The organism is Chromatiaceae bacterium (genome assembly GCA_024235395.1).
Lineage (GTDB): Bacteria > Pseudomonadota > Gammaproteobacteria > Chromatiales > Chromatiaceae > Thiosocius.
Genome location: JACKMK010000004.1, coordinates 115,892 through 134,731 on the forward strand (window position 1 = coordinate 115,892; position 18,840 = coordinate 134,731).

Annotated in this window: 19 protein-coding genes; 5 read left to right on the forward strand and 14 right to left on the reverse strand. The window is 63.8% G+C overall.

Features of this window, described 5'->3' with window-relative positions; genetic code table 11:
- Positions 1–9: 9 nt before the first annotated feature.
- The 5 genes from sdhA to recJ form a co-directional block, all read right to left on the reverse strand.
- Positions 10–1,770: a succinate dehydrogenase flavoprotein subunit gene (gene sdhA / locus H6955_19025; protein ID MCP5315661.1), complete on the reverse strand. Its 1,761-nt coding sequence runs from the start codon at positions 1,768–1,770 to the stop codon at positions 10–12.
- Between the two features lie 100 nt (positions 1,771–1,870).
- Positions 1,871–2,212 carry a succinate dehydrogenase, hydrophobic membrane anchor protein gene (gene sdhD, locus H6955_19030; protein MCP5315662.1) on the reverse strand — a complete coding sequence of 114 codons (342 nt, stop codon included), beginning with the start codon at positions 2,210–2,212 and terminating at the stop codon, positions 1,871–1,873.
- Positions 2,209–2,589, reverse strand: a complete 381-nt coding sequence (gene sdhC, locus H6955_19035; GenBank protein ID MCP5315663.1) for a succinate dehydrogenase, cytochrome b556 subunit — start codon at positions 2,587–2,589, stop codon at positions 2,209–2,211. Before sdhC ends, sdhD begins: the two co-directional genes overlap by 4 nt.
- A gap of 179 nt (positions 2,590–2,768) precedes the next feature.
- Complete coding sequence (locus H6955_19040; GenBank protein ID MCP5315664.1) at positions 2,769–3,287, reverse strand: DUF615 domain-containing protein; 519 nt, start codon at positions 3,285–3,287, stop codon at positions 2,769–2,771.
- Positions 3,271–5,019: a single-stranded-DNA-specific exonuclease RecJ gene (gene recJ, locus H6955_19045; GenBank protein MCP5315665.1), complete on the reverse strand. Its 1,749-nt coding sequence runs from the start codon at positions 5,017–5,019 to the stop codon at positions 3,271–3,273. Before recJ ends, H6955_19040 begins: the two co-directional genes overlap by 17 nt.
- Before the next feature lie 18 nt (positions 5,020–5,037).
- Here recJ and H6955_19050 point away from each other — a divergent pair, with 18 nt between their 5' ends.
- The 3 genes from H6955_19050 (at position 5,038) to H6955_19060 (ending at position 7,583) form a co-directional block, all read left to right on the forward strand.
- The gene (locus H6955_19050; protein ID MCP5315666.1) at positions 5,038–5,715 is read left to right on the forward strand and encodes a 4'-phosphopantetheinyl transferase superfamily protein; all 678 of its coding nucleotides are present in this window, start codon (positions 5,038–5,040) and stop codon (positions 5,713–5,715) included.
- 78 nt (positions 5,716–5,793) lie between these two features.
- The gene (galE, locus tag H6955_19055) at positions 5,794–6,786 is read left to right on the forward strand and encodes a UDP-glucose 4-epimerase GalE (GenBank protein ID MCP5315667.1); all 993 of its coding nucleotides are present in this window, start codon (positions 5,794–5,796) and stop codon (positions 6,784–6,786) included.
- On the forward strand, positions 6,783–7,583 hold the full coding sequence (locus tag H6955_19060) for an undecaprenyl-diphosphate phosphatase (GenBank protein ID MCP5315668.1): 801 nt from the start codon (positions 6,783–6,785) through the stop codon (positions 7,581–7,583). The genes galE and H6955_19060 overlap by 4 nt, the downstream gene beginning before the upstream one ends.
- On the opposite strand, the gene H6955_19065 is transcribed toward H6955_19060, so the two are convergent.
- Entirely contained in the window at positions 7,577–8,401 is an 825-nt protein-coding gene (locus tag H6955_19065) for a trypsin-like peptidase domain-containing protein (GenBank protein MCP5315669.1), read from the reverse strand. The genes H6955_19060 and H6955_19065 overlap by 7 nt on opposite strands.
- Between H6955_19065 and H6955_19070 the strand changes: the two genes are divergently transcribed.
- Positions 8,400–9,989 carry an acyl-CoA ligase (AMP-forming), exosortase A system-associated gene (locus tag H6955_19070; GenBank protein MCP5315670.1) on the forward strand — a complete coding sequence of 530 codons (1,590 nt, stop codon included), beginning with the start codon at positions 8,400–8,402 and terminating at the stop codon, positions 9,987–9,989. The genes H6955_19065 and H6955_19070 overlap by 2 nt on opposite strands.
- A 39-nt stretch (positions 9,990–10,028) precedes the next feature.
- On the opposite strand, the gene H6955_19075 is transcribed toward H6955_19070, so the two are convergent.
- Genes H6955_19075 through H6955_19085 form a run of 3 tightly spaced genes read right to left on the reverse strand, consistent with a single transcriptional unit; the run spans position 10,029 to position 11,947 of the window.
- Positions 10,029–10,877 carry a hydrolase 1, exosortase A system-associated gene (locus H6955_19075; GenBank protein ID MCP5315671.1) on the reverse strand — a complete coding sequence of 283 codons (849 nt, stop codon included), beginning with the start codon at positions 10,875–10,877 and terminating at the stop codon, positions 10,029–10,031.
- A 7-nt stretch (positions 10,878–10,884) separates the two neighbouring features.
- Positions 10,885–11,694 carry a hypothetical protein gene (locus H6955_19080; GenBank protein MCP5315672.1) on the reverse strand — a complete coding sequence of 270 codons (810 nt, stop codon included), beginning with the start codon at positions 11,692–11,694 and terminating at the stop codon, positions 10,885–10,887.
- Positions 11,695–11,701: 7 nt separating this feature from the next.
- Complete coding sequence (locus H6955_19085) at positions 11,702–11,947, reverse strand: acyl carrier protein (GenBank protein ID MCP5315673.1); 246 nt, start codon at positions 11,945–11,947, stop codon at positions 11,702–11,704.
- Positions 11,948–12,196: 249 nt separating this feature from the next.
- On the opposite strand from H6955_19085, the gene H6955_19090 reads away from it, so the two are divergent.
- Positions 12,197–13,990 (forward strand): asparagine synthase, encoded by a 1,794-nt coding sequence (locus tag H6955_19090; protein ID MCP5315674.1) that lies wholly within the window; start codon positions 12,197–12,199, stop codon positions 13,988–13,990.
- A 21-nt stretch (positions 13,991–14,011) separates the two neighbouring features.
- Here the strand turns inward: H6955_19090 and H6955_19095 are convergent, their stop codons facing one another.
- The 5 genes from H6955_19095 to H6955_19115 all read right to left on the reverse strand — a co-directional run bounded on the left by H6955_19095 (position 14,012) and on the right by H6955_19115 (position 18,839).
- The gene (locus tag H6955_19095) at positions 14,012–14,923 is read right to left on the reverse strand and encodes a polysaccharide deacetylase family protein (protein ID MCP5315675.1); all 912 of its coding nucleotides are present in this window, start codon (positions 14,921–14,923) and stop codon (positions 14,012–14,014) included.
- 97 nt (positions 14,924–15,020) lie between these two features.
- A complete protein-coding gene (gene phoU / locus H6955_19100; protein MCP5315676.1) occupies positions 15,021–15,734 on the reverse strand; it encodes a phosphate signaling complex protein PhoU in 714 nt (237 codons plus the stop codon).
- An 84-nt stretch (positions 15,735–15,818) separates the two neighbouring features.
- Entirely contained in the window at positions 15,819–17,114 is a 1,296-nt protein-coding gene (phoR, locus tag H6955_19105) for a phosphate regulon sensor histidine kinase PhoR (protein MCP5315677.1), read from the reverse strand.
- A complete protein-coding gene (phoB, locus tag H6955_19110; protein MCP5315678.1) occupies positions 17,111–17,815 on the reverse strand; it encodes a phosphate regulon transcriptional regulator PhoB in 705 nt (234 codons plus the stop codon). Before phoB ends, phoR begins: the two co-directional genes overlap by 4 nt.
- Before the next feature lie 64 nt (positions 17,816–17,879).
- Complete coding sequence (locus tag H6955_19115; protein MCP5315679.1) at positions 17,880–18,839, reverse strand: S49 family peptidase; 960 nt, start codon at positions 18,837–18,839, stop codon at positions 17,880–17,882.
- Between the last annotated feature and the right edge of the window lies 1 nt (position 18,840).

The window sequence follows — 18,840 nt, forward strand, 5'->3', positions numbered from 1 at the left end:
GCACGCCCCTCAGTACACGCGTTCTTTGGGTGGGAAGGACTCGACCGTGAGCGGCTTGGTGCGGACCGGCTTGTAGTCCATCCGGTCGTCGTCGCGGAAATACAGGCTGTGCTTCATCCAGTTGGTGTCGTCACGGTTTGGATAATCGGGACGCGAATGGGCACCGCGGCTCTCGCTGCGCATCAGCGCCGAATAGGCGATGGCGATCCCGGTGTCGAACAGGTTTTCCAGCTCCAGGGCCTCGACGCGCGCGGTGTTGAAGACCTTGGAATGATCGTGCAACCGCACGTCCGGCAGCTTGTTGCGCAGCGCTTTGAGCTTCTCGACGCCCTCGCTCATGATCTCCTCGGTACGGAACACGCCGGCGTGGTCCTCCATGGCCTTGCGGAATTCATCACGCAGTTCGCGCACCGATATGCCGTCGCCCTTCTGGTCCCACCGTGCCAGGCGTGCCATCGCCGCGTCGACGCTCGATTCGTTGAGCGGACGGTGGTTGCGCTGCTCCTTGAGGTTCTCGATCACGTCGAGCCCAGCGGCACGGCCAAACACCAGGATGTCGAGCAGGGAGTTGCCGCCCAGTCGGTTCGCGCCGTGCACCGAGACGCAGGCGCACTCGCCGGCCGCATACAGGCCCGGCACGACCTCCTCACCAGTGCCCTGCGGTACGATCACCCGGCCATAGGGATCGGTTGGAATACCACCCATCACGTAGTGCGCGGTCGGGAACACCGGTAGCGGTTCGTGTGCCGCGTCGACGCCGGCGAAGATCTTGCCGCTCTCGCGGATACCGGGCAGGCGCTTCGCGATGATCTCCTCGCCGAGGTGATCCACCTTGAGCAACACATGATCGGCGTTCGGCCCGCAACCGCGGCCCTCCTTGACCTCGGTGACGATCGCCCGCGACACCACGTCGCGGCTGGCGAGGTCTTTCGCATTGGGGGCATAGCGTTCCATGAAGCGTTCGCCATCCTTGTTGACCAGATAACCGCCCTCGCCGCGCACGCCCTCGGTGATCAACATCCCCTTGCCGGCGATCCCGGTCGGGTGGAACTGGAAGAACTCCATGTCCATCAGGGGTATCCCGGCGCGCAATGCCATCGCCGTGCCGTCACCGGTATTGATGTGTGCGTTGGATGTGGTGCGGTAGACCTGGCCGCAACCGCCGGTCGCCAACACCGTCGCCTTGGCCTCGATCAGCAGCGGTTCGCCGGTCTCGATCTCCATCACCAGCGCGCCGAGGATCGCGCCTTCGTCGTCGCGTATCAGGTCGATCGCGAAATACTCGTCGAAGAAATGCGTACGCGCGCGCACGTTCTGCTGATACAGCGCATGCAGGATCGCGTGCCCGGTACGGTCGGCGGCGGCACAGGTGCGCGCCGCCTGGGCACCACCAAAATCCTGGCTCTGTCCACCGAACGCACGTTGGTAGATCTTGCCGTTGTCGAGCCGGGAGAACGGCACGCCGTTGTGCTCCAGTTCGTAGACCGTGGGGATCGCCTCCCGGCACATGAACTCGATGGCGTCCTGGTCGCCGAGATAGTCCGAGCCCTTTACGGTGTCGAACATGTGCCAGTGCCAGTTGTCTGGCAGCACGTTGGCAAGCGCCGCATTGACCCCGCCCTGTGCGGCCACCGTGTGCGAGCGCGTCGGAAACACCTTCGAGACGACTGCGACCCGTGCGGCGGTGTTCGCCAACTGGATCGCGGCATTCAGTCCGGCGCCACCGGCACCGATGATCAGGGCGTCAAAACGTCGTTTGTTCAAAGCCATCGTGCATTCCAGCGCAGGACTCGGTCCCGGAGATAAAGGTTGTCAGTTCAGCGAAAGCCGCGCGCGTGGCGCAAACCGGCATCCGCGGGTAGCCGGTTCGTCAGGCAAGACGGACCAGGATCAGTGCCTGCGCGGCCCACAGACCCAGTGCGATCAGCCCCAGCGCAACGCCACCCAGCAGGGCCGCGCGTATCGCAATGGGATGCACATAGTCGATCAACACGTCGCGCACGCCGATCCAGGCATGCATCAATACGCACGCGACAAACAACAGCAGCGCGACACTCACCCACGGAGAACCGATCCACGCACGCCAGGCGATGTGATCAGCGGGCGCGGCAAACGCGAGGACCCCGACCAGGTACAACGTGAAGAGGCCGACATAGATCGCTGTCAGGCGCTGTATCGCCCAGGCGCGCAATCCCGAGGCCTTGCGACTCACAGCACTGCCCCGGCGAGCAACAAGCCGAGAATCGGCCCGGCAATCACGACAGCGAGCGCCGACTGGCCGGCGACCGCCTTCTCGACGCCGACGTCGACGTCGATCAGCAGGTAGCGGATACCCGCCAGCAGGTGATGCATCAGTGACCACATGATCAGGAACACGAACACCGAGCCGACCAGTCCATGCAGGCTCTCGCCGGCCTGCGCGTAGCCCGCTGGGCCCGCCAGAGAAAGATCCAGCAGGTAGATGAGGTACGGCAGTGCGATCACCATGAACACGCCGGTGGCGCGGTGGATGATCGACATGATGCCGGCGATGGGGAGCTTGATCTTGAAAAGGTTGAGATGGACCGGGCGGCGCACTGTGGTCGTCATTGCGGGGGCGGTTCCGTTTCTTGCGATTAACGTTAAGTAATAGCCTATTTAGGGGAGTTCACGACAGAAATCAATTACCCGTACGGACGTGCGTCCTAGGCGCTGTGCTGCGCCGCAACAAAACTCTCCCGTTTCCGTGGGCTTACGCCACCCGCCGTGTCGGACCGATGCCTGAGTATTTAATTTTTTTCGATTTCCATCGCCGGGAGGCGATCGCGCAGATGGCGGAACAGGCGCCGTGCCGCGCCGGCGGCCGCACCGCTGTCGCGCTGTCGAATCGCCTCGCGCACCAGTTGCCGGACCGGTTGCCGCTCGAGCTCCGGAAACTCATCGAACAATGCCTCGAGCGCGGTGTCGCCGTCGTTGATCAGGCGGTCGCGCCAGCGCTCGCATCGGTGCAATGCGCGATTTGCCTCCACCTGCCCCGCGTGCCGATCCGCCAGATAGGCACGCACCTCGCCGAGTTCGGCGTCGTCCATGAACTTCACGCAATGCTTGATCTGTCGATTGCGTGCTCCGGACGGGCGCATCGGCCGCACCAGATCGAGTGCCGCACGCAGCTGCGGGTCGACGCCAAGCTGCTCCAGTTCGCGGTTGCTGAGCCCCACCATCTCGTTGGCGAGATCCTGCAGGGCAAGCAGTTCGCGTTTGCGTGCGGATTTGCTCGGTCGCTGCCGCTCGTCATCTTCCGACATCATCGGCCCCCTCCAGGTATTCGATACGCAGCTGCAGACTGGACCGCCCCTGCCACAGGTTCTCCTCCAGGCGGTAGGCGGCATGGATCGCCCCGGGCATCTGCGGCAGCTGTTGCACGGCGTTGAACGCGATGGCGTCCAGCAGTTGATCGTTGCCCGGCACACGCAGCACCAGCTTCCAGTGGCGCTCGCCCACGATCCGGCTGCTGACGACCTCGAACCGGTCGTCGAATGTCGGCTCGGGAAATCCCTGTCCCCAGGGACCGCCCTGGAGCACGACGCGCGCGGTGTCGAGATTCAGATCGCCGGGTGCCAGTGCACCGTCGGAATGGATCACCGCGTGCAGATCGTCGGCGGTCAGGTGACGCCGCACCACCGTGTCGAAGGCCTGCGCAAACGCATCGAACGCATCGGCCTCGATCGTCATCCCGGCGGCCATCGCGTGTCCGCCGAAGCGCTGCAGCAATTCGGGATGACGTACCGCAAGCTCGTCGAGGGCGTCGCGTATATGCAGGCCGGGAATCGACCTCGCCGATCCCTTCAGGGTACCGTCGCCCACCGCAGCGAACGCGATGACCGGTCGGTGATGGCGCTCCTTGATGCGTGACGCGAGAATCCCGATCACGCCCTGGTGCCAGTCTTCGTGAAACAGGCACAGTCCCCAGGGCAGATCGTGCGCTTCGGCGGGGCCCCAGTCGGCGAGCATCGCCTCGGCCTGATGTTGCATGTCCTGTTCGACGCTGCGACGTTCGCGATTCAGGTCGTCCAGCGCACTCGCCAGGGCCCATGCCTCGTCCGCGTCGTCGGCGAGCAGGCAGCGGATCCCCAGTGCCATGTCGTCCATCCGTCCCGCGGCATTCAGTCGCGGACCGGCGGCGAAACCAAGGTCGTTGGCCTGGGCGCGTGCCGGGTCCCGCCCGGCGACGCGCAACAAGGCCGCGATCCCCGGCCGGCACTGGGCGCCGCGTATGCGCTGCAGTCCGTGATGCACGAGGACCCGGTTGTTGCGATCCAGTGGCACGACGTCGGCGACCGTACCGAGTGCGACCAAGTCGAGCAGCTCGGCCATGTTCGGTTCCGTCAGCCCACGGCGTTCGAACCAGCCGCTGGCGCGCAGATGACTGCGCAGCCCGAGCAATACGTAAAAGATCACGCCGACACCGGCGAGGGCCTTCGACGGAAACGGATTGTCAGCGAGATTCGGATTCACGATCGCATCGGCCTCGGGCAGCACGCTGCCGGCGAGATGGTGATCGGTCACCACCACGCCCCAGCCCAGTGCGCGTGCCGCCGCGACCCCGGCGACACTCGAGATGCCGTTGTCGACCGTGACGATCAGATCCGGGCGATAGCGCTTGGCGTGTTCGACGATCTCCGGCGTCAGGCCGTAACCGAACTCGAACCTGTTGGGGACCAGGAAATCGACTGCCGTATGGCCGAAGCTGCGCAACGCCGTCAGGGCCAGCGCGCAACTGGTGGCGCCGTCGGCGTCGAAATCACCGATGACCAGAATCCGCTGTCCCTCGTCCAGTGCCCGGGCCAGGACCTCGACGGCGCGATCCAGCCCGCGCATGCGATCCGGTGGCACCAGTGTCGGCAGCGTGCGTTCGACGTCGGCCGGGTGGTCGACACCGCGTCCGCGGTAGAGCCGCCACAACAGCGGATGGACCGCCACCGGCCCAGGCGGGTCGCCGGCTTGCCGTTCTTGGTTTGCGCGAATGATGGTCTTCAGCATCGGTGGTCGGGTATCGCGGTGACCGCGTGGGCATCAGCATATCAGCAGACTTGCACCGATGGCGCGGATGCGCTGTCGTACTACACCATGTACCCAACCGTGCACCCCGACTGGCGCATACCACCGGCCGTTCCGACGCTCGACGAAGGCCAGGTCGACATATGGCGGATTCCGCTCGATACACCCGCCACCGCGCATGCCGACGCGCACCAAGCGCTCGCAGTGATCCTTGCGGCCTACCTCGGGCTACCGCCAGGACACCTGACGATCGCACGCCCACCGGGCGGCAAACCTGTCCTGGAGGGTGTCGATCCGGCGATCGATTTCAACCTTTCACACACCCGTGGCATCGCATTGCTCGCGCTGACCGGCAGTGGACAGGTCGGCGTCGACGTCGAGGCGCAACGACGGCTGGACAACCCCTTGCGACTCGCGCGCCGGGTGTTGTCCGGGGATGAGTTGTCGGTACTCGAGGGCCTGCATGGGGCACAGCGCCTGGCGCGCTTTCTCGATCTCTGGACGCGCATGGAGGCGCGCCAGAAGGCGCTCGGTCGCGGCATCTTCGCCGACCCGGTAGATCCCGGCTCACTGACCTGCCTCGGACTGACGATGGACCCGGGGCTGTTTGCGAGTGTCGCGCTGTCTCCCCCCCGTGGCGATCTGCATCTGCGCTACTTTGATTACCGTCACCCGTGAATCGGTCACCGGCAACAGGTATCATTGCGCACCCCCGCGGTTCGCGAAACGGCAAACGCTCGACGTAAAGGACAAGGCATGGCGGCAAACAAGATTCTGGTCACTGGCGGAGCTGGTTATATCGGCAGTCACACGGTCCGACAGCTCGGTGAAGCAGGCGAAGACGTCGTCACCTTGGACAACCTGACGAAAGGCTTCCGCGATCATGTCCTGTACGGCGATTTCGTCGAAGGCGACACCGCGGACAAGGCGCTGGTAAGTGGCCTGCTGCGCGAACACAGGGTCGACACGGTGATCCATTTCGCTGCGCATACCATCGTGCCGGAATCAGTCGCCGATCCGCTCAAGTACTACCGCAACAACACCTGTGCAACCCGCAATCTGCTCGAATGCTGTGCAGAGGCCGGAGTAAGGCACTTCGTGTTTTCGTCGACCGCCGCGGTGTACGGCATTCCGGAATCGGAGCAATGCTGGGAGGAGACTCCGACGGCACCGATCAACCCGTACGGCATGTCGAAGCTGATGAGCGAGCATATGCTGCGCGACCTCGGCGCGGCCAGCGACCTGCGTTTCGTGATTCTGCGTTACTTCAATGTCGCCGGTTCCGACCCGGAGGGCCGGATCGGTCAGTCGACACCCGGGGCGACGCTGCTGATGAAGGTCGCCGCCGAACAGGCACTCGGCAAACGTGACGCGCTGTACATCTTCGGTACCGACTACCCGACACCGGACGGTACCGGTATTCGCGACTACATCCACGTCGAGGATCTTGCGGCGGCCCACCTCAAGGCCGTCGACCACCTGCGCGCCGGCGGAGCTTCGCAGGTCCTCAACTGCGGTTACGGCCACGGATACAGCGTGCGCGAGGTATTGGATACCGTACAACGCGTACACGGTGCACCGCTGAACATCATCGAGCAGGGCCGGCGCGCGGGCGATCCGCCGGCATTGATCGCAGGGGCGACCAAGATCCGTGAGGTGCTGGGATGGGAACCCCGCTACGACAACCTCGAGGAGATCGCGCGCAGCTCCCTGGACTGGGAACGCAAACTGGTCGAGCGCGGCCGGTGAGCGACCTGCAGATCCTGGTCCTGGCGATCGTCCAGGGCCTGACCGAATTCCTGCCGATCTCAAGTTCTGGCCACCTGATCCTGTCCCCTTACCTGTTCGGTTTTGCCGACCAGGGGCTGGCTTTCGACGTTGCGGTGCACCTCGGCTCGCTGACCGCCGTGCTGGTCTATTTCCGGCGCGACGTCTGGCAGATCGCACTCGCCTGGCTGGGTTCGCTGGGTTCACGTGGGCAGATGTCCGAACAGGCGCGTCTCGGTTGGATGATCATCCTGGCGACCCTGCCGGTGGTCGTGGCCGGTCTGGCGTTCAAGTCGCTGGTCGAGGGCGAGTTGCGAGCGCCCTGGGTGATCGCCGCCACCACCATCGTGTTCGGGCTGCTGCTGGGTGTGGTGGACCTGCGTGCCAGGCGTTCCCGCAGCCTCGACCGCCTGACGATGAACGATGCGCTGCTGATTGGCGCCAGCCAGGTACTCGCGCTGGTTCCGGGAACCTCGCGTTCGGGCATCACCATGACCACCGGGCTGTGGTTGGGCCTGACCCGTGAGGCGGCATCCCGTTTCTCGTTCCTCCTGTCGATCCCGACCATCCTGGCGTCCGCGACGCTGGTGACCAAGGATCTGCTGGAAGATCCGGCACCGGTCGACTGGAGCGCGCTCGCGCTGGGGGTCGTGTTGTCGGCGGCCGCCGCCTATCTGACGATCTACTTCTTTCTGCGCTTCATCGAGCGGGTCGGCATGTGGCCCTTTGTGCTCTACCGACTGTTGCTGGGGGCGCTGATCTTCGCCCTGGTTTACTGAGGTGCCCGCTTGAGCAGTTCGCGAACGAACTGCACCGGGATGGCGTAGCTGATACCGGACGGATGCTCGATCGCCGCCTCCTTGGTGCCCTTCACCAATACGCTGTTGACCACCCCGAGTACCTTTCCGCTGGCCTGATCGAACACCGGGCTGCCACTGTTCCCGGGATAGGCGGTGGCGTCGAGCTGCAACACATCGTAGGGGTCGCGCATCGCCTTTATCATCTTCGCGGTCAGTACCTGCGATCCCAGCTGTGGCGGGGCCACCGGGCTGATGGCCGATACGATGCCGCGATGCGTCACCGGGTAGAGTCCCAGTGCCATGCCGATCGGAAATCCCGTAAAGGCGATCTCGGTGCCTTCACGAACCGGCGCTTCACCGGACAGGCGCAGTGCCGGCAGAGGTGTCGTGATATACAGCAGCGCGAGGTCGTGCACCGCATCGGTCGCGACCACCTTGGCCGGATGGAACCGCGCCTTGCGACCGCGGCCCGAGAACACCGCGAGCTGTTCGCGCTTCGCATCGTCGAACTCTTGCGGAATCACGTGATGGTTGGTCACGACCAGATGGCCGTTGTCCACGACGAAGCCGGTCCCCAGGAACAGCTGCCGTGGACTACCGCTGGGACGGAAGGTGCCGACCGCGACGACCGAGGGTTTGATGGCGTCGATCGTGTCCGCGAGGGTTGCACCCTGCGCCACCGGGAACGGAAGAAAGATCACCAGCAGCAGCCAGCTGAACAGGCCTGCAAAGATCCCGCTGGACGGGCCGCGCCCGAAGCTATACTCAGTTTTTTTTCGGAGCAACAGATTGTCCATGGCGTTCTTGCTTCACCAGTTGATCGTCGAATCCGCGCGGCGCGCACCCGACGCGCCGGCACTGTTCTGGAAACAGGAGCGCCTCGACTACGCGGCGCTCGGCGAAGCCGTCGCGCAGGCCGCGGCCGGTCTGCGCGCCCTCGGGGTCGACCGTGACCAACGCGTTGCAGTATACCTGCCCAAGCAGTTCGAGACGGTGATCGCCATGTTCGGCAGCATGGCCGCCGGCGGCGTCTTCGTGCCGGTCAATCCGGTGCTCAAGCCGGAGCAGGTCGGCCACATTCTGCGCGATTGCGCGACCCGCATCCTGATCACCAGTCCCGACCGCGCACTTCTGCTGGCAGAGACCCTGGCCACCTGCCCGGACCTCGAACACCTGGTGGTCACCGGCGAGGTGGCAACGCTGACCTGCTGCCCGGACCTGCAGGTCACCGCTTGGCGCGCGATGCTCGGCGCGGCCGGGTTCCCACCGTTGCGTCGCATAGACGCGGATATGGCGGCAATCCTTTACACCTCGGGCAGCACCGGCCGGCCCAAGGGTGTCGTGCTGTCACACCGCAACATGCTGGCCGGCGCCCAGAGTGTCGCCAGCTACCTTGGCAATTCCGCCGGCGACCGGTTGCTGGCGGTGCTCCCCTTCAGCTTCGACTATGGGCTCAGTCAACTCACCACGGCGTTCCTGGTCGGCGCTTCGGTCGTACTGATGGACTACCTTCTGCCGCGCGACGTGATCCGGGCCGTGGTCCGACACACGATAACCGGCCTGGCCGCCGTGCCGCCGCTGTGGAACCAGCTGGCGGTGTTGCCCTGGCCCGAGGAGGCCGTACGAAGTCTGCGATATATCACCAATTCGGGGGGGGCCATGCCGGTACCGACCACCCAGGCGTTGCGCACCGCGCTACCGGACACGGCGGTGTACCTGATGTATGGACTGACCGAGGCGTTTCGTTCGACATTCCTGCCGCCCGATCAGGTCGACCTCCGGCCCGAGTCCATGGGCAAGGCGATCCCCAACGCGGACATCATGGTGGTACGACCCGACGGCAGCGAATGCGATGACGACGAGCCGGGCGAACTGGTCCACCGTGGCGCACTGGTCGCGCTGGGTTACTGGGGCGACCGCGAAAAGACCGATATCCGCTTCAAGCCGGCGCCGGGCCAACCTCCCGGTATTCCGAATCCGGAACTCGCAGTCTGGTCCGGCGATCGGGTCCGTCGCGATCGCGATGGCTATCTCTATTTCATCGGCCGCAACGACGAGATGATCAAGACCTCGGGATATCGGGTAAGTCCTGGAGAGATCGAGGAGATCGTGTTCCAGGTCGCTGGCGTGCAACAGGCTGTCGCGCTGGGCGCGCCGCATCCGATGCTCGGTTATGGCATCGTGTTGCTGGTTCAAGGTGATCCGGCGACGCTCGACAGCGACGCAATCCTTGCGCACTGCAGAGTCCATCTGCCGATGTTCATGTTGCCGGGTCACGTCGAGATCATCGCCGAGCTGCCGCGCAATCCGAACGGCAAGATCGATCGTTCAGCGCTTGCGCAGCGCTATGCAGAGGTATTCACCGCTCGCCGTACGGATGGTTGAAATGGCAATACCGACGGTTGCCGTCGCCCGGAGGTGCGGTCAGTCGCCGAGATTCGCGATCCAGTCACGCGACCATTGCGCCACCTGGGTACGCCATGCCGCCCGTGAAAAGGTGTGATCGGCGTCTTCGAGCTTGCGCACTGTGACCATCGAGGACTGCAGCCAACGTTGCCATTCGAGCGACTCGGCGACCTGGCTCTGATATTCCTTGGCCGTCAGGTCCTGGCCACTGAGTATCACCAGTGTCTGACCACGGAAGCCGAGCTGCGCTTCGCGAAATCGCCAGGGCAGTGAATGGGTGTCGCCTGCGCCACCGGCATTGCCGCTGTTGCGCAGGTAGCGCAGTTTCTCCGCAAAATCGCGTAGCGCCGCGCCAAGCCCACCCCGCAGCGAGGTCAGACGACGCCAGAAGGCACCGCTGAGTGCCCGCCGTGGGTAGTAGTGCCGCATGAACACCCTGGCGACGCCTTCGGTGGTCCTCACCCAGGGATTCAGCGCGATCTGGCCCACTACGCGCGGATCCTCGCCCGCATAGAACGCGTTCGCGGTGGCGGCGTCACACAATCCCCAGAGTACCGCGCCCCGCATACCCGGCTGTTGCTCGAACAGCACATCCAATGCGCAACGGATATCGTCGGAAATCCCCTCGAAATCGCGCATCGCGCCGCCGCTGTCACCCATACCCCGGTAGTCGAAGCGAAAGACCGGTATACCGGCGGCCGCGAGGTCACGCGCCAGCAGTACGAATTGGCGATGACTTCCGACCCGGTACTGCGGTCCGCCTACGACCAGCAGGACGCCGACCTCCGGCTGCCCCTCGACGGCATGCATGATCCCCAGCAACCGTTCGCCGGCGCAGTCGAAATAAACGGGCTGTTCGTTGACCACCGTGGTCCTACCGCGAGAGGCAGCGCGTGACCGCCTGCACCATACCGGGACAAGGGGCAAGTTCCTGGGTGGACCAGAATTCCTCGCAATCGGCGTGGGTGACACTCACCGGAATCCCCGCCTCGACCCAGGTGTCGCGTACACCCTGGCCGGCGGTTACGCCCACGCGGTTGGCACGCACGCTCAGATCGACCCAGTGGATCCGATCGACATCGTTGGTCGTCATCCCGTACAAAGAGAGTTCCTCGAGCTCGTGGACCAGCTGCCAGGTCATCGGGTAACCACCGATCTCCAACACTTCGCCGGCCACCAGACGCTGCTTGAGCTTCGTGATCGTGCCGCCCCGACCGCCGCCTTTCAACGCACTGGCGAGATGCAGGCGAAAGGTCTGATTCAGGAGTTGCTTGCCATCGAGCAGTGGATTGATCAGTACCAGTGATCCCACCCGGTAACGCAATGCCGCGTCAACCGCGAACAAGGCACCGGCGCGCAGGCCGACGATGTCCACGGTGCCATGCGGACTGAGCCTCTCTATCGTCGTGTCGATATCCGAGCGCCAGATATCCAGCGTCGCATCGCCGAAATCGCCTTCACTGTCACCGGTGCCGTACAGATCCGGCATCAGCACATTGTGTCCCGCGCTGCCCAGGGCACGTACCACGGCGGCGAGCACGTGCCGCGACTTGTTCATCTCGTCGGCGAACGGCGGCAGTATGACGACACTGCGACCTGGGCCGGCTGCCTCATCCGAGATCGAACCCGTGCAGAAAAGCCTGCCCGCGGTACCCTCTAGAAAAAAAGCGGTGGGATTGTTCACGCAGCCGTCAGATCTTGCTCTCGACGAAGGCAGTCAGATTGCCGAGTGTTTCGAAGGTCTCGCCGGTGATGTCATCGTCGTCAACCGTAATACCCAAGCGATTTTCGAGCGCGGTAATCACGCTGACGACGGCCATCGAGTCAAACTCGGGGATATTCCCCAGCAAAGCGGTCTCCGGCTCCAGTCGTACTGTGAGGTCGCCCAGTCGCAAGACATCACCAACGATCTGCCGGACTTGTTCGAACGTCCCCATCGGAAAAGCAATCCTAACGATTTTAAAGGTGGGTGGCGGTGGCCGATCCGCAGAGTATATCAAAGCAAATGCCGCCGATACGCTTGGGAGGTCGATGCGCCTGGTGCATAATCGGTCGACCTGTCCCCAGGTCACGGACAAGCACGATACCCGCTCCCTCTTGAAGGTGCGTCAGCAACCGCCGTATCCCCAGGCTGAATAATGGACCGCTTAACTATCGCCGGAATCGCCGGCCACTTCGCTTCCGACATGCAGGGTACGCCGAATCAGCCGTTCGACCGGCTGCTCGATGTCCGCGCACCCGATCAGGAACTGACCGGCATCGTTCTAGCCGGGCTCGACGGCGCCGTGGTCGAAGGCTGGTCACTGGTCGACGGAGACCTGGGCTGCGCGGTCTCCGGCAATCTGGACTGGCTGGACTACGAGATCGCCGACCACCAGTTGAAGCACGGTCCGGCACAGGCGCTCGCTCACGCCTACCGTCGCCACGGCATCGATCTGCTGAGCAAGGCCGGCGGTCGTTTCGCGCTGCTGGTCTGGGATCGCGCAAACCGGACCGCGGTGATCGCATCTGACCGGTTCGGCCAGATGCCCGTGTACTGGGCCCGCCACGGCGACGGAAGTCTGGTTTTCGCGCCCACTGCGACCGCGGTAAATCGTCTGCTCGGTCGCTCGCCGCAACTCAGCGACCAGGGCATCTTCCATTATCTCTATTACCACATGGTCCCCGGACCTGGCAGCGTGTTCAGCGACATCAACAAGCTGATGGCGGCCCAGGCACTGATCTATCAGAACGGCACCTGGCAGGTGCGCCGCTACTGGGAACCCGAGTTCCGCGAGAACGCGGATGCATCGCTGGCCGAAGCCGGCGAAGAAATGCTCGGCCTGTTGGCCAGTTCGGTTGCGCGGCTCGCCGATGACGTCGATACCGGCGCGTTTCTGAGCGGTGGCCTGGACAGTTCGACCGTGGCCGGTCTGCTCGCGCGGGCGAGGCCGCGACCCAAGACATACTCGATCGGCTTCGACGTGGAGGGCTACGACGAGATCGGTTATGCCAGGATCGCCAGCGACCAGTTCGGGACGGATTTCCGTACCTACTACGTCACCCAGGAAGACGTGCTCGAGGAGTTGCCGCGCATCGCCGGTGCCTACGACGAGCCGTTCGGCAATTCCTCCGCGCTACCCGCCTATTTCTGTGCGCGTTTCGCCGCTGCCGAGGGTCGGCAGCGCCTGCTGGCCGGGGATGGCGGTGATGAACTGTTCGCCGGCAATGAGCGATACGCCAAGCAGATGGTGTTCGAGCGCTACGCTCTGCTACCAAACTGGACCCGTGCCCTGCTGTTGGAACCGCTGATTTACCGTGCAATGCCAGGCGGCATGCGCCTGGTCGGCAAGGCGCGCAACTACGTGGAGCAGGCCAGAATCCCGCTGCCGGAGCGTCTTCAGACCTACAACTTCCTGTCGCGTTTCGGTGCCGCTTCGATGCTTAAGCCCGATTTTCTCGCGGCGGTCGATCCTGAGTTCCCAAACCAGCTGGACCGGGATCTTTACCACCATCCGCGTGACGCCTCGCGGCTCAACCGAATGCTGTATCTCGACTGGCAACATACGCTCACCGACAACGATCTGCGCAAGGTCAACCGCATGTGCAAGCTCGGCGGGATCGAGGTCGAGTACCCGATGTTGGACGACCGGCTAGTCGAGTTTTCGACCCGCGTGTCGAGCAGTCGCAAGATGCGGGGCAACCGTCTGCGTGATTTCTACAAACGCGCGGTCACCGGGTTTCTGCCACAGGCGATTATCGACAAGCCCAAGCATGGATTCGGCCTGCCGTTCGGCGTCTGGATGGCCGAACATCCCGGACTGCAGCAACTCGCGATGGATAACCTGGCGAGGATGAAACGCCGGCCTTACGTACGCACAGAGTTCATCGACGATATCGTGCTGCGACACCGTGAACAGCATGCCGGCTACTACGGTGAGTTCATCTGGGTCCTGATGATGTTGGAGCTGTGGCTGACCGCGCAGGGCATCGAACCCTAAGCCGTCGACGCGCGGCGCCCGTCACAGCCACCCGTGGTGACAACGCGCCAGGTCTATCGAGAACCTGGTCAGATTGGAATGCCAGGGGGTGAAGCGAGGGATCGCATAGGGATCGGTCTTTGCATCGAGCGTTCCCCAGTCTGTTGCCACGGCCGCATCGAAACCCGCCTCTTTGGCAAGACGTGCGTGCTCGTCGCGGTAATCGCGATCGCGCCGTCCGTTCGGATAGGCGAACAGCCGCAATTCCTTCTGCACCAGGCCTTCGAGATCCTGTTTGCCGCCGACGATCTCCGCGCGTGCCGATTCCTCGTCGAGTACGGCGAGGATCGGATGGGTACGGGTATGGCCACCGAGTGTGACGCCAGGCGCGTCCGCCAGCTCCCGCAATTGCGCTGTGGTCATCATCAGGTCGTCGGGCAGCGCCGGGACGCGGGCTGCGAGCGCCTCGACGCTGGCCTGCCGCTGCGTCTGCGGCAGATGCTTCCAGGCGGCGATGGTTGCCGCCGCCGCTGCACGCCGTGACGGCCAGTCCGTGAGTTCGAAGGTTCCGCCATCCGGCAGATCGACCTCATGGGAGCCGTTCGGCAGGCGCCGCATGGTTTCGATGATCGAATCGTTCCACATGCGTCCACCATCGAGAAACCCGCTGGCCACGAAGAAGGTCGCGGGCGCACCGAATTCGACGAGGATTGGCAGCGCGACCAGAAAATTGTCCGCATAGCCGTCATCGAACGTGATCGACAGGGTGCGTCCGTTCAGATCGCCTGCGTGGGCACGGTGCACGGCCTGTTGCAGGCTGATGATCTCGAAATGCCGGGTGAGCATGCGCAACAGATCACGGAACCATGCCGCGGTGGGCTCGTCGGGGCTCATCGGATCCACGTCGCGCAGCACGCGGTGGAAGATCAGGGTGTGATGGCGAGCCCTGCGCATGCTCGCGGCGATCAGGCCGACGTTCACGCCGATCTCCGAGAAGCGGCCTTTCGCACCCAGTGCGCGTCGGCAGGAACCCCACCCATCGTCGGCTGCATCATTCGCCGAGTTCTTTGCGAATCTGATCGAGACTGGTGTGCCGAACGTCCTTACCACGGACGAAATAGATCACGTATTCGCAGATGTTGCGACAGCGATCGCCGATGCGCTCGAGTGCGCGTGCCGCCCAGATGAGGTCCAACACACTGGGAATCGAGCGCGGATCCTCCATCATGTAGGTCATGCTCTGCCGCATCACACTCTCGTATTCCCGATCGATGTTGACATCTTCGTGTGCGACCTGCAGCGCCGCGTCGGTATCCATGCGCGCAAAGGCATCCAGCGCACGATGCAACATCTGCTGTACCAGGCTGCCGAGGTGGGCAATCTGGCCGTAAAGGTTGCGGCCGTGGTCGGCGCGGGCCGCACTGATCGCCATACGGGCGACGCGCTTGGCTTCGTCCCCGATGCGTTCCAGATCCGTCGTCGTCTTGATCACTGCCAGGACCAGGCGCAGGTCGCTGGCGGTCGGCTGTCTCAGCGCAAGGATCTTGGTGCAACTCTCGTCGATCTCGACGTCCATCGCGTTGACCTTGTAGTCGTTCGATACTACCGACTCGGCTCCCTGCGACTCGCCATTGTTGAGCGCCGCGATCGCCGCTTCGAGCTGCTGTTCGACCAGCCCTCCCATCGCCAGGACGCGCGACCGGACGCCTTCCAACTCGGTGTTGAATTTCTGCGAATAGTGGTGTTGTAGATTGGAGGTATCCATGGCGCCCTCGACTGGCTGACCGGCCCGACCTGTCGTGCCGGATAGATGCAAAACTCAATGCGGCATCGACGTGGCCTGATTCTATCAGTCCGCCAGACGCGACGCCGGGAAAACGCAGGTGAAGTGGCTTCCTTCTCCGAGTCGACTGTTGATATCCAGCCGGGCATCGTGCCGCTTCAGGACGTGCTTGACGATCGCCAGACCGAGCCCCGTACCCCCGCGCTCCCGCGAGCGCCCGGCATCGACGCGGTAGAACCGTTCCGTCAGGCGCGGCAGGTGCTCGGCGGCAATTCCCTCGCCGGTGTCGCTCACCTCGAGCACGCTCTCGACGCCCCGGTCGCTCCAGCGCAGGGTGACTCGACCGCTGGCTGGGGTATGGTTTACGGCATTGACCGCCAGGTTGGTGATCGCACTGCGCAGCTGCGTGGCATCGCCGAGCACCCGGCGCGAAGACAGCACTTCGCAGCGGATCTCGGCAACCTCCGTGCGAAGCGCCTGGCATTCGTCGGCGACCTGGTGCAGTAGTTCACCGACGTCCACGGGGACAGGCGCATTGCGCGTCGATTCACTTTCCAGGCGGGCCAGCAGCAGCAGGTCCTCGACGATCCTGCGCATGCGCGCGCTCTGCTGGGCCATGATCTCCAGCGGCCGCTGCAGCCGCGGGTCGTCCAGATCGGGCATGGCCTGCAGATTCTCGACGAAACCGCTGAGCACAGTGAGCGGTGTGCGCAGTTCGTGCGAGACATTGGCGACAAAATCGCGACGCACGCGTTCGAGGCGTACACGCTCGGTGATGTCCTGCGCCAGCAACAATACCTGGCCGTCGCCGTAGGGTGCCAGGCGCATCTCCAATCGGCTGTCCGCATTGCCCGGCGCGGCTGTCTGGACCGTGCGGGAATAGTCGGCGGAGCGAATGAACTCGATCGTCTGCGGATTGCGAAACAGGTTGATCAGCGGCTGGCCGATGTCCTTGGCCGTTTTGAGGCCCAGCAGGCGACTGGCCGCATCGTTGAACCATCGGATACGGCCATTCGCGTCGAGTGCAACGGTGGCGTCGGGCAACGCCGCGGTCGATGCGGAATATTCGTTGACGAGTTCGTTGAGGCGCTTTTCCCGCTGTGCCTGACGGGCCGATACGAGCGCTATACGCGAATAGATGTCACCCCAGATCCCGAAATGGTTCGGCACGGCGTTGACGTCGCGCTCGCCCAGCCAGTCGGCCAGCCGTTGCAGGTTGTACAGATTACGCAGGGTGTAGGCGAGCAGCGCCAGCAGCAGGAACGGCACCACCTGATCGACAAGAGCGCCCGCTGCCACGGCAACGGAGAGCAGGAGGATGATCCGCCAGAATTCCTGGATCCATCCTCGGCGCGGATTCAATTCGTGCGTACCGAGAAGCGGTAACCGACCCCGCGAACCGTCTGTACCAGGTTTTCCAGACCAAAAGGTTCGAGAGCCTTGCGCAACCGCCGGATATGCACATCCACGGTGCGCTCCTCGATATACACATTGCGGCCCCATACGAGATCGAGCAGTTGAGCGCGCGAATAGACGCGCTCCTGATGGGTCAGAAAGAAGTGCAGCAGTTTGAACTCGGTCGGTCCCAGGGAGACCGGCTGATCGTCGGCCAGCACCCTGTGCTGCACCAGGTCCATCTCCAGGCGGTTGTCCACCCGGATCAACTCGCTGCTGTCGCTTCCGGCCCGCCGCAGCACTGCCTTGATCCGCGCCAGCAGTTCACGCGTAGAGAACGGTTTGGTGACGTAGTCGTCGACCCCCGCCTCCAGGCCCTGTACCTTGAAATTCTCTTCATCCCGCGCCGTCAGCATGATCACCGGGATCTCTTTCAGGCGATCATCGCGCTTCAGCCACTTGGCGAACTCCAGGCCGCTCATCCCGGGCAGCATCCAGTCGAGCAGGATCAACGATGGATTGTCGTCGGCGACCAGCGCCTGGGCCGCGCTCCCGCTTTCGGCCTGTGCGACCTCATAGCCGGCGCCCATCAGCGTCGCCGCGAGCAGTTCACGCACGGCAGACTCGTCCTCAACCACGAGAATGTTCGTTGCCGCCACAGATTTCATCCTGGTCCACCAATTCGCGCGACATTACAGTGCGCCTGTGTGACAAGGATATTACGGTTGGGCTTCAACGCAGCTGCAGACTCCCTAATCCGGTCAGCGCGGACAACGTCTCGGCGAAGGACGCCCCTATCCGGTCGGCGAGCCGCTCTATCGGATCTCCCTTGGCTGTGAAATCAACGATATCTTCGGCGCCGACGACCTCGCGCGCGACATAGCCGGCACTGCCGATGGCATCCGCGAGCCCGAGTGCGATGCCCTCATCGCCGCTCCAGAAAAGGCCGCTGAACAGCGTCGATTCATCGCCCTTCAGCCGATCGCCGCGCCCCTCCCTGACCGCAGCGATGAATGTCTGATGCAGTTCGTCGAGCAGGTTCGCGGCGTGTTGGCGGTCGAAATCCGTCAGCGGACTGAACGGATCGAGGATCGCCTTGTGTTCACCGGCGGTCATCAGGCGCCGCTCGATGCCCAGCTCATGCATCGTGTCGACGAATCCGAAGCCGTTCATCAAGACGCCGATCGATCCGACCACGCTCGACTCGTTGACATAGATCTTGTCGGCCGCCGAGGCCACATAGTAGCCACCCGAGGCACACACGTCCGAGACGACCGCGTACAGGGGGATCTTCGGATACTTTTTCCGCAGGCGGAGGATCTCCTTGTGGATATCGCTCGACTGGACCGGCGAACCGCCGGGCGAGTTGATGCGCAGGATCACCGCCTTGGTGCTGTCATCCTCGAAGGCCTCGCGCAGGCCGGTCACGACGATGTCCGCCGACGCCTTGCTGCCTGGCGCTATCACCCCCTCCAGTTCGACCAGTGCGGTGTGCCCTTCGCCACCGATCGCCTTCGACGACCAGTCCTTCGGCAGCAGCAGGAGCAACACGACCGTCACATAGGCAAAGGTGAGCAGTTTGAAGAATATGCCCCAGCGTCGAGTCCGCCGGCGCTCGACCAATGCATCGCTGGCCAGCCTTTCGACCAGATCGCGATGCCATGCTGCGTTCGATTCCGTTTCACGTTCCAAC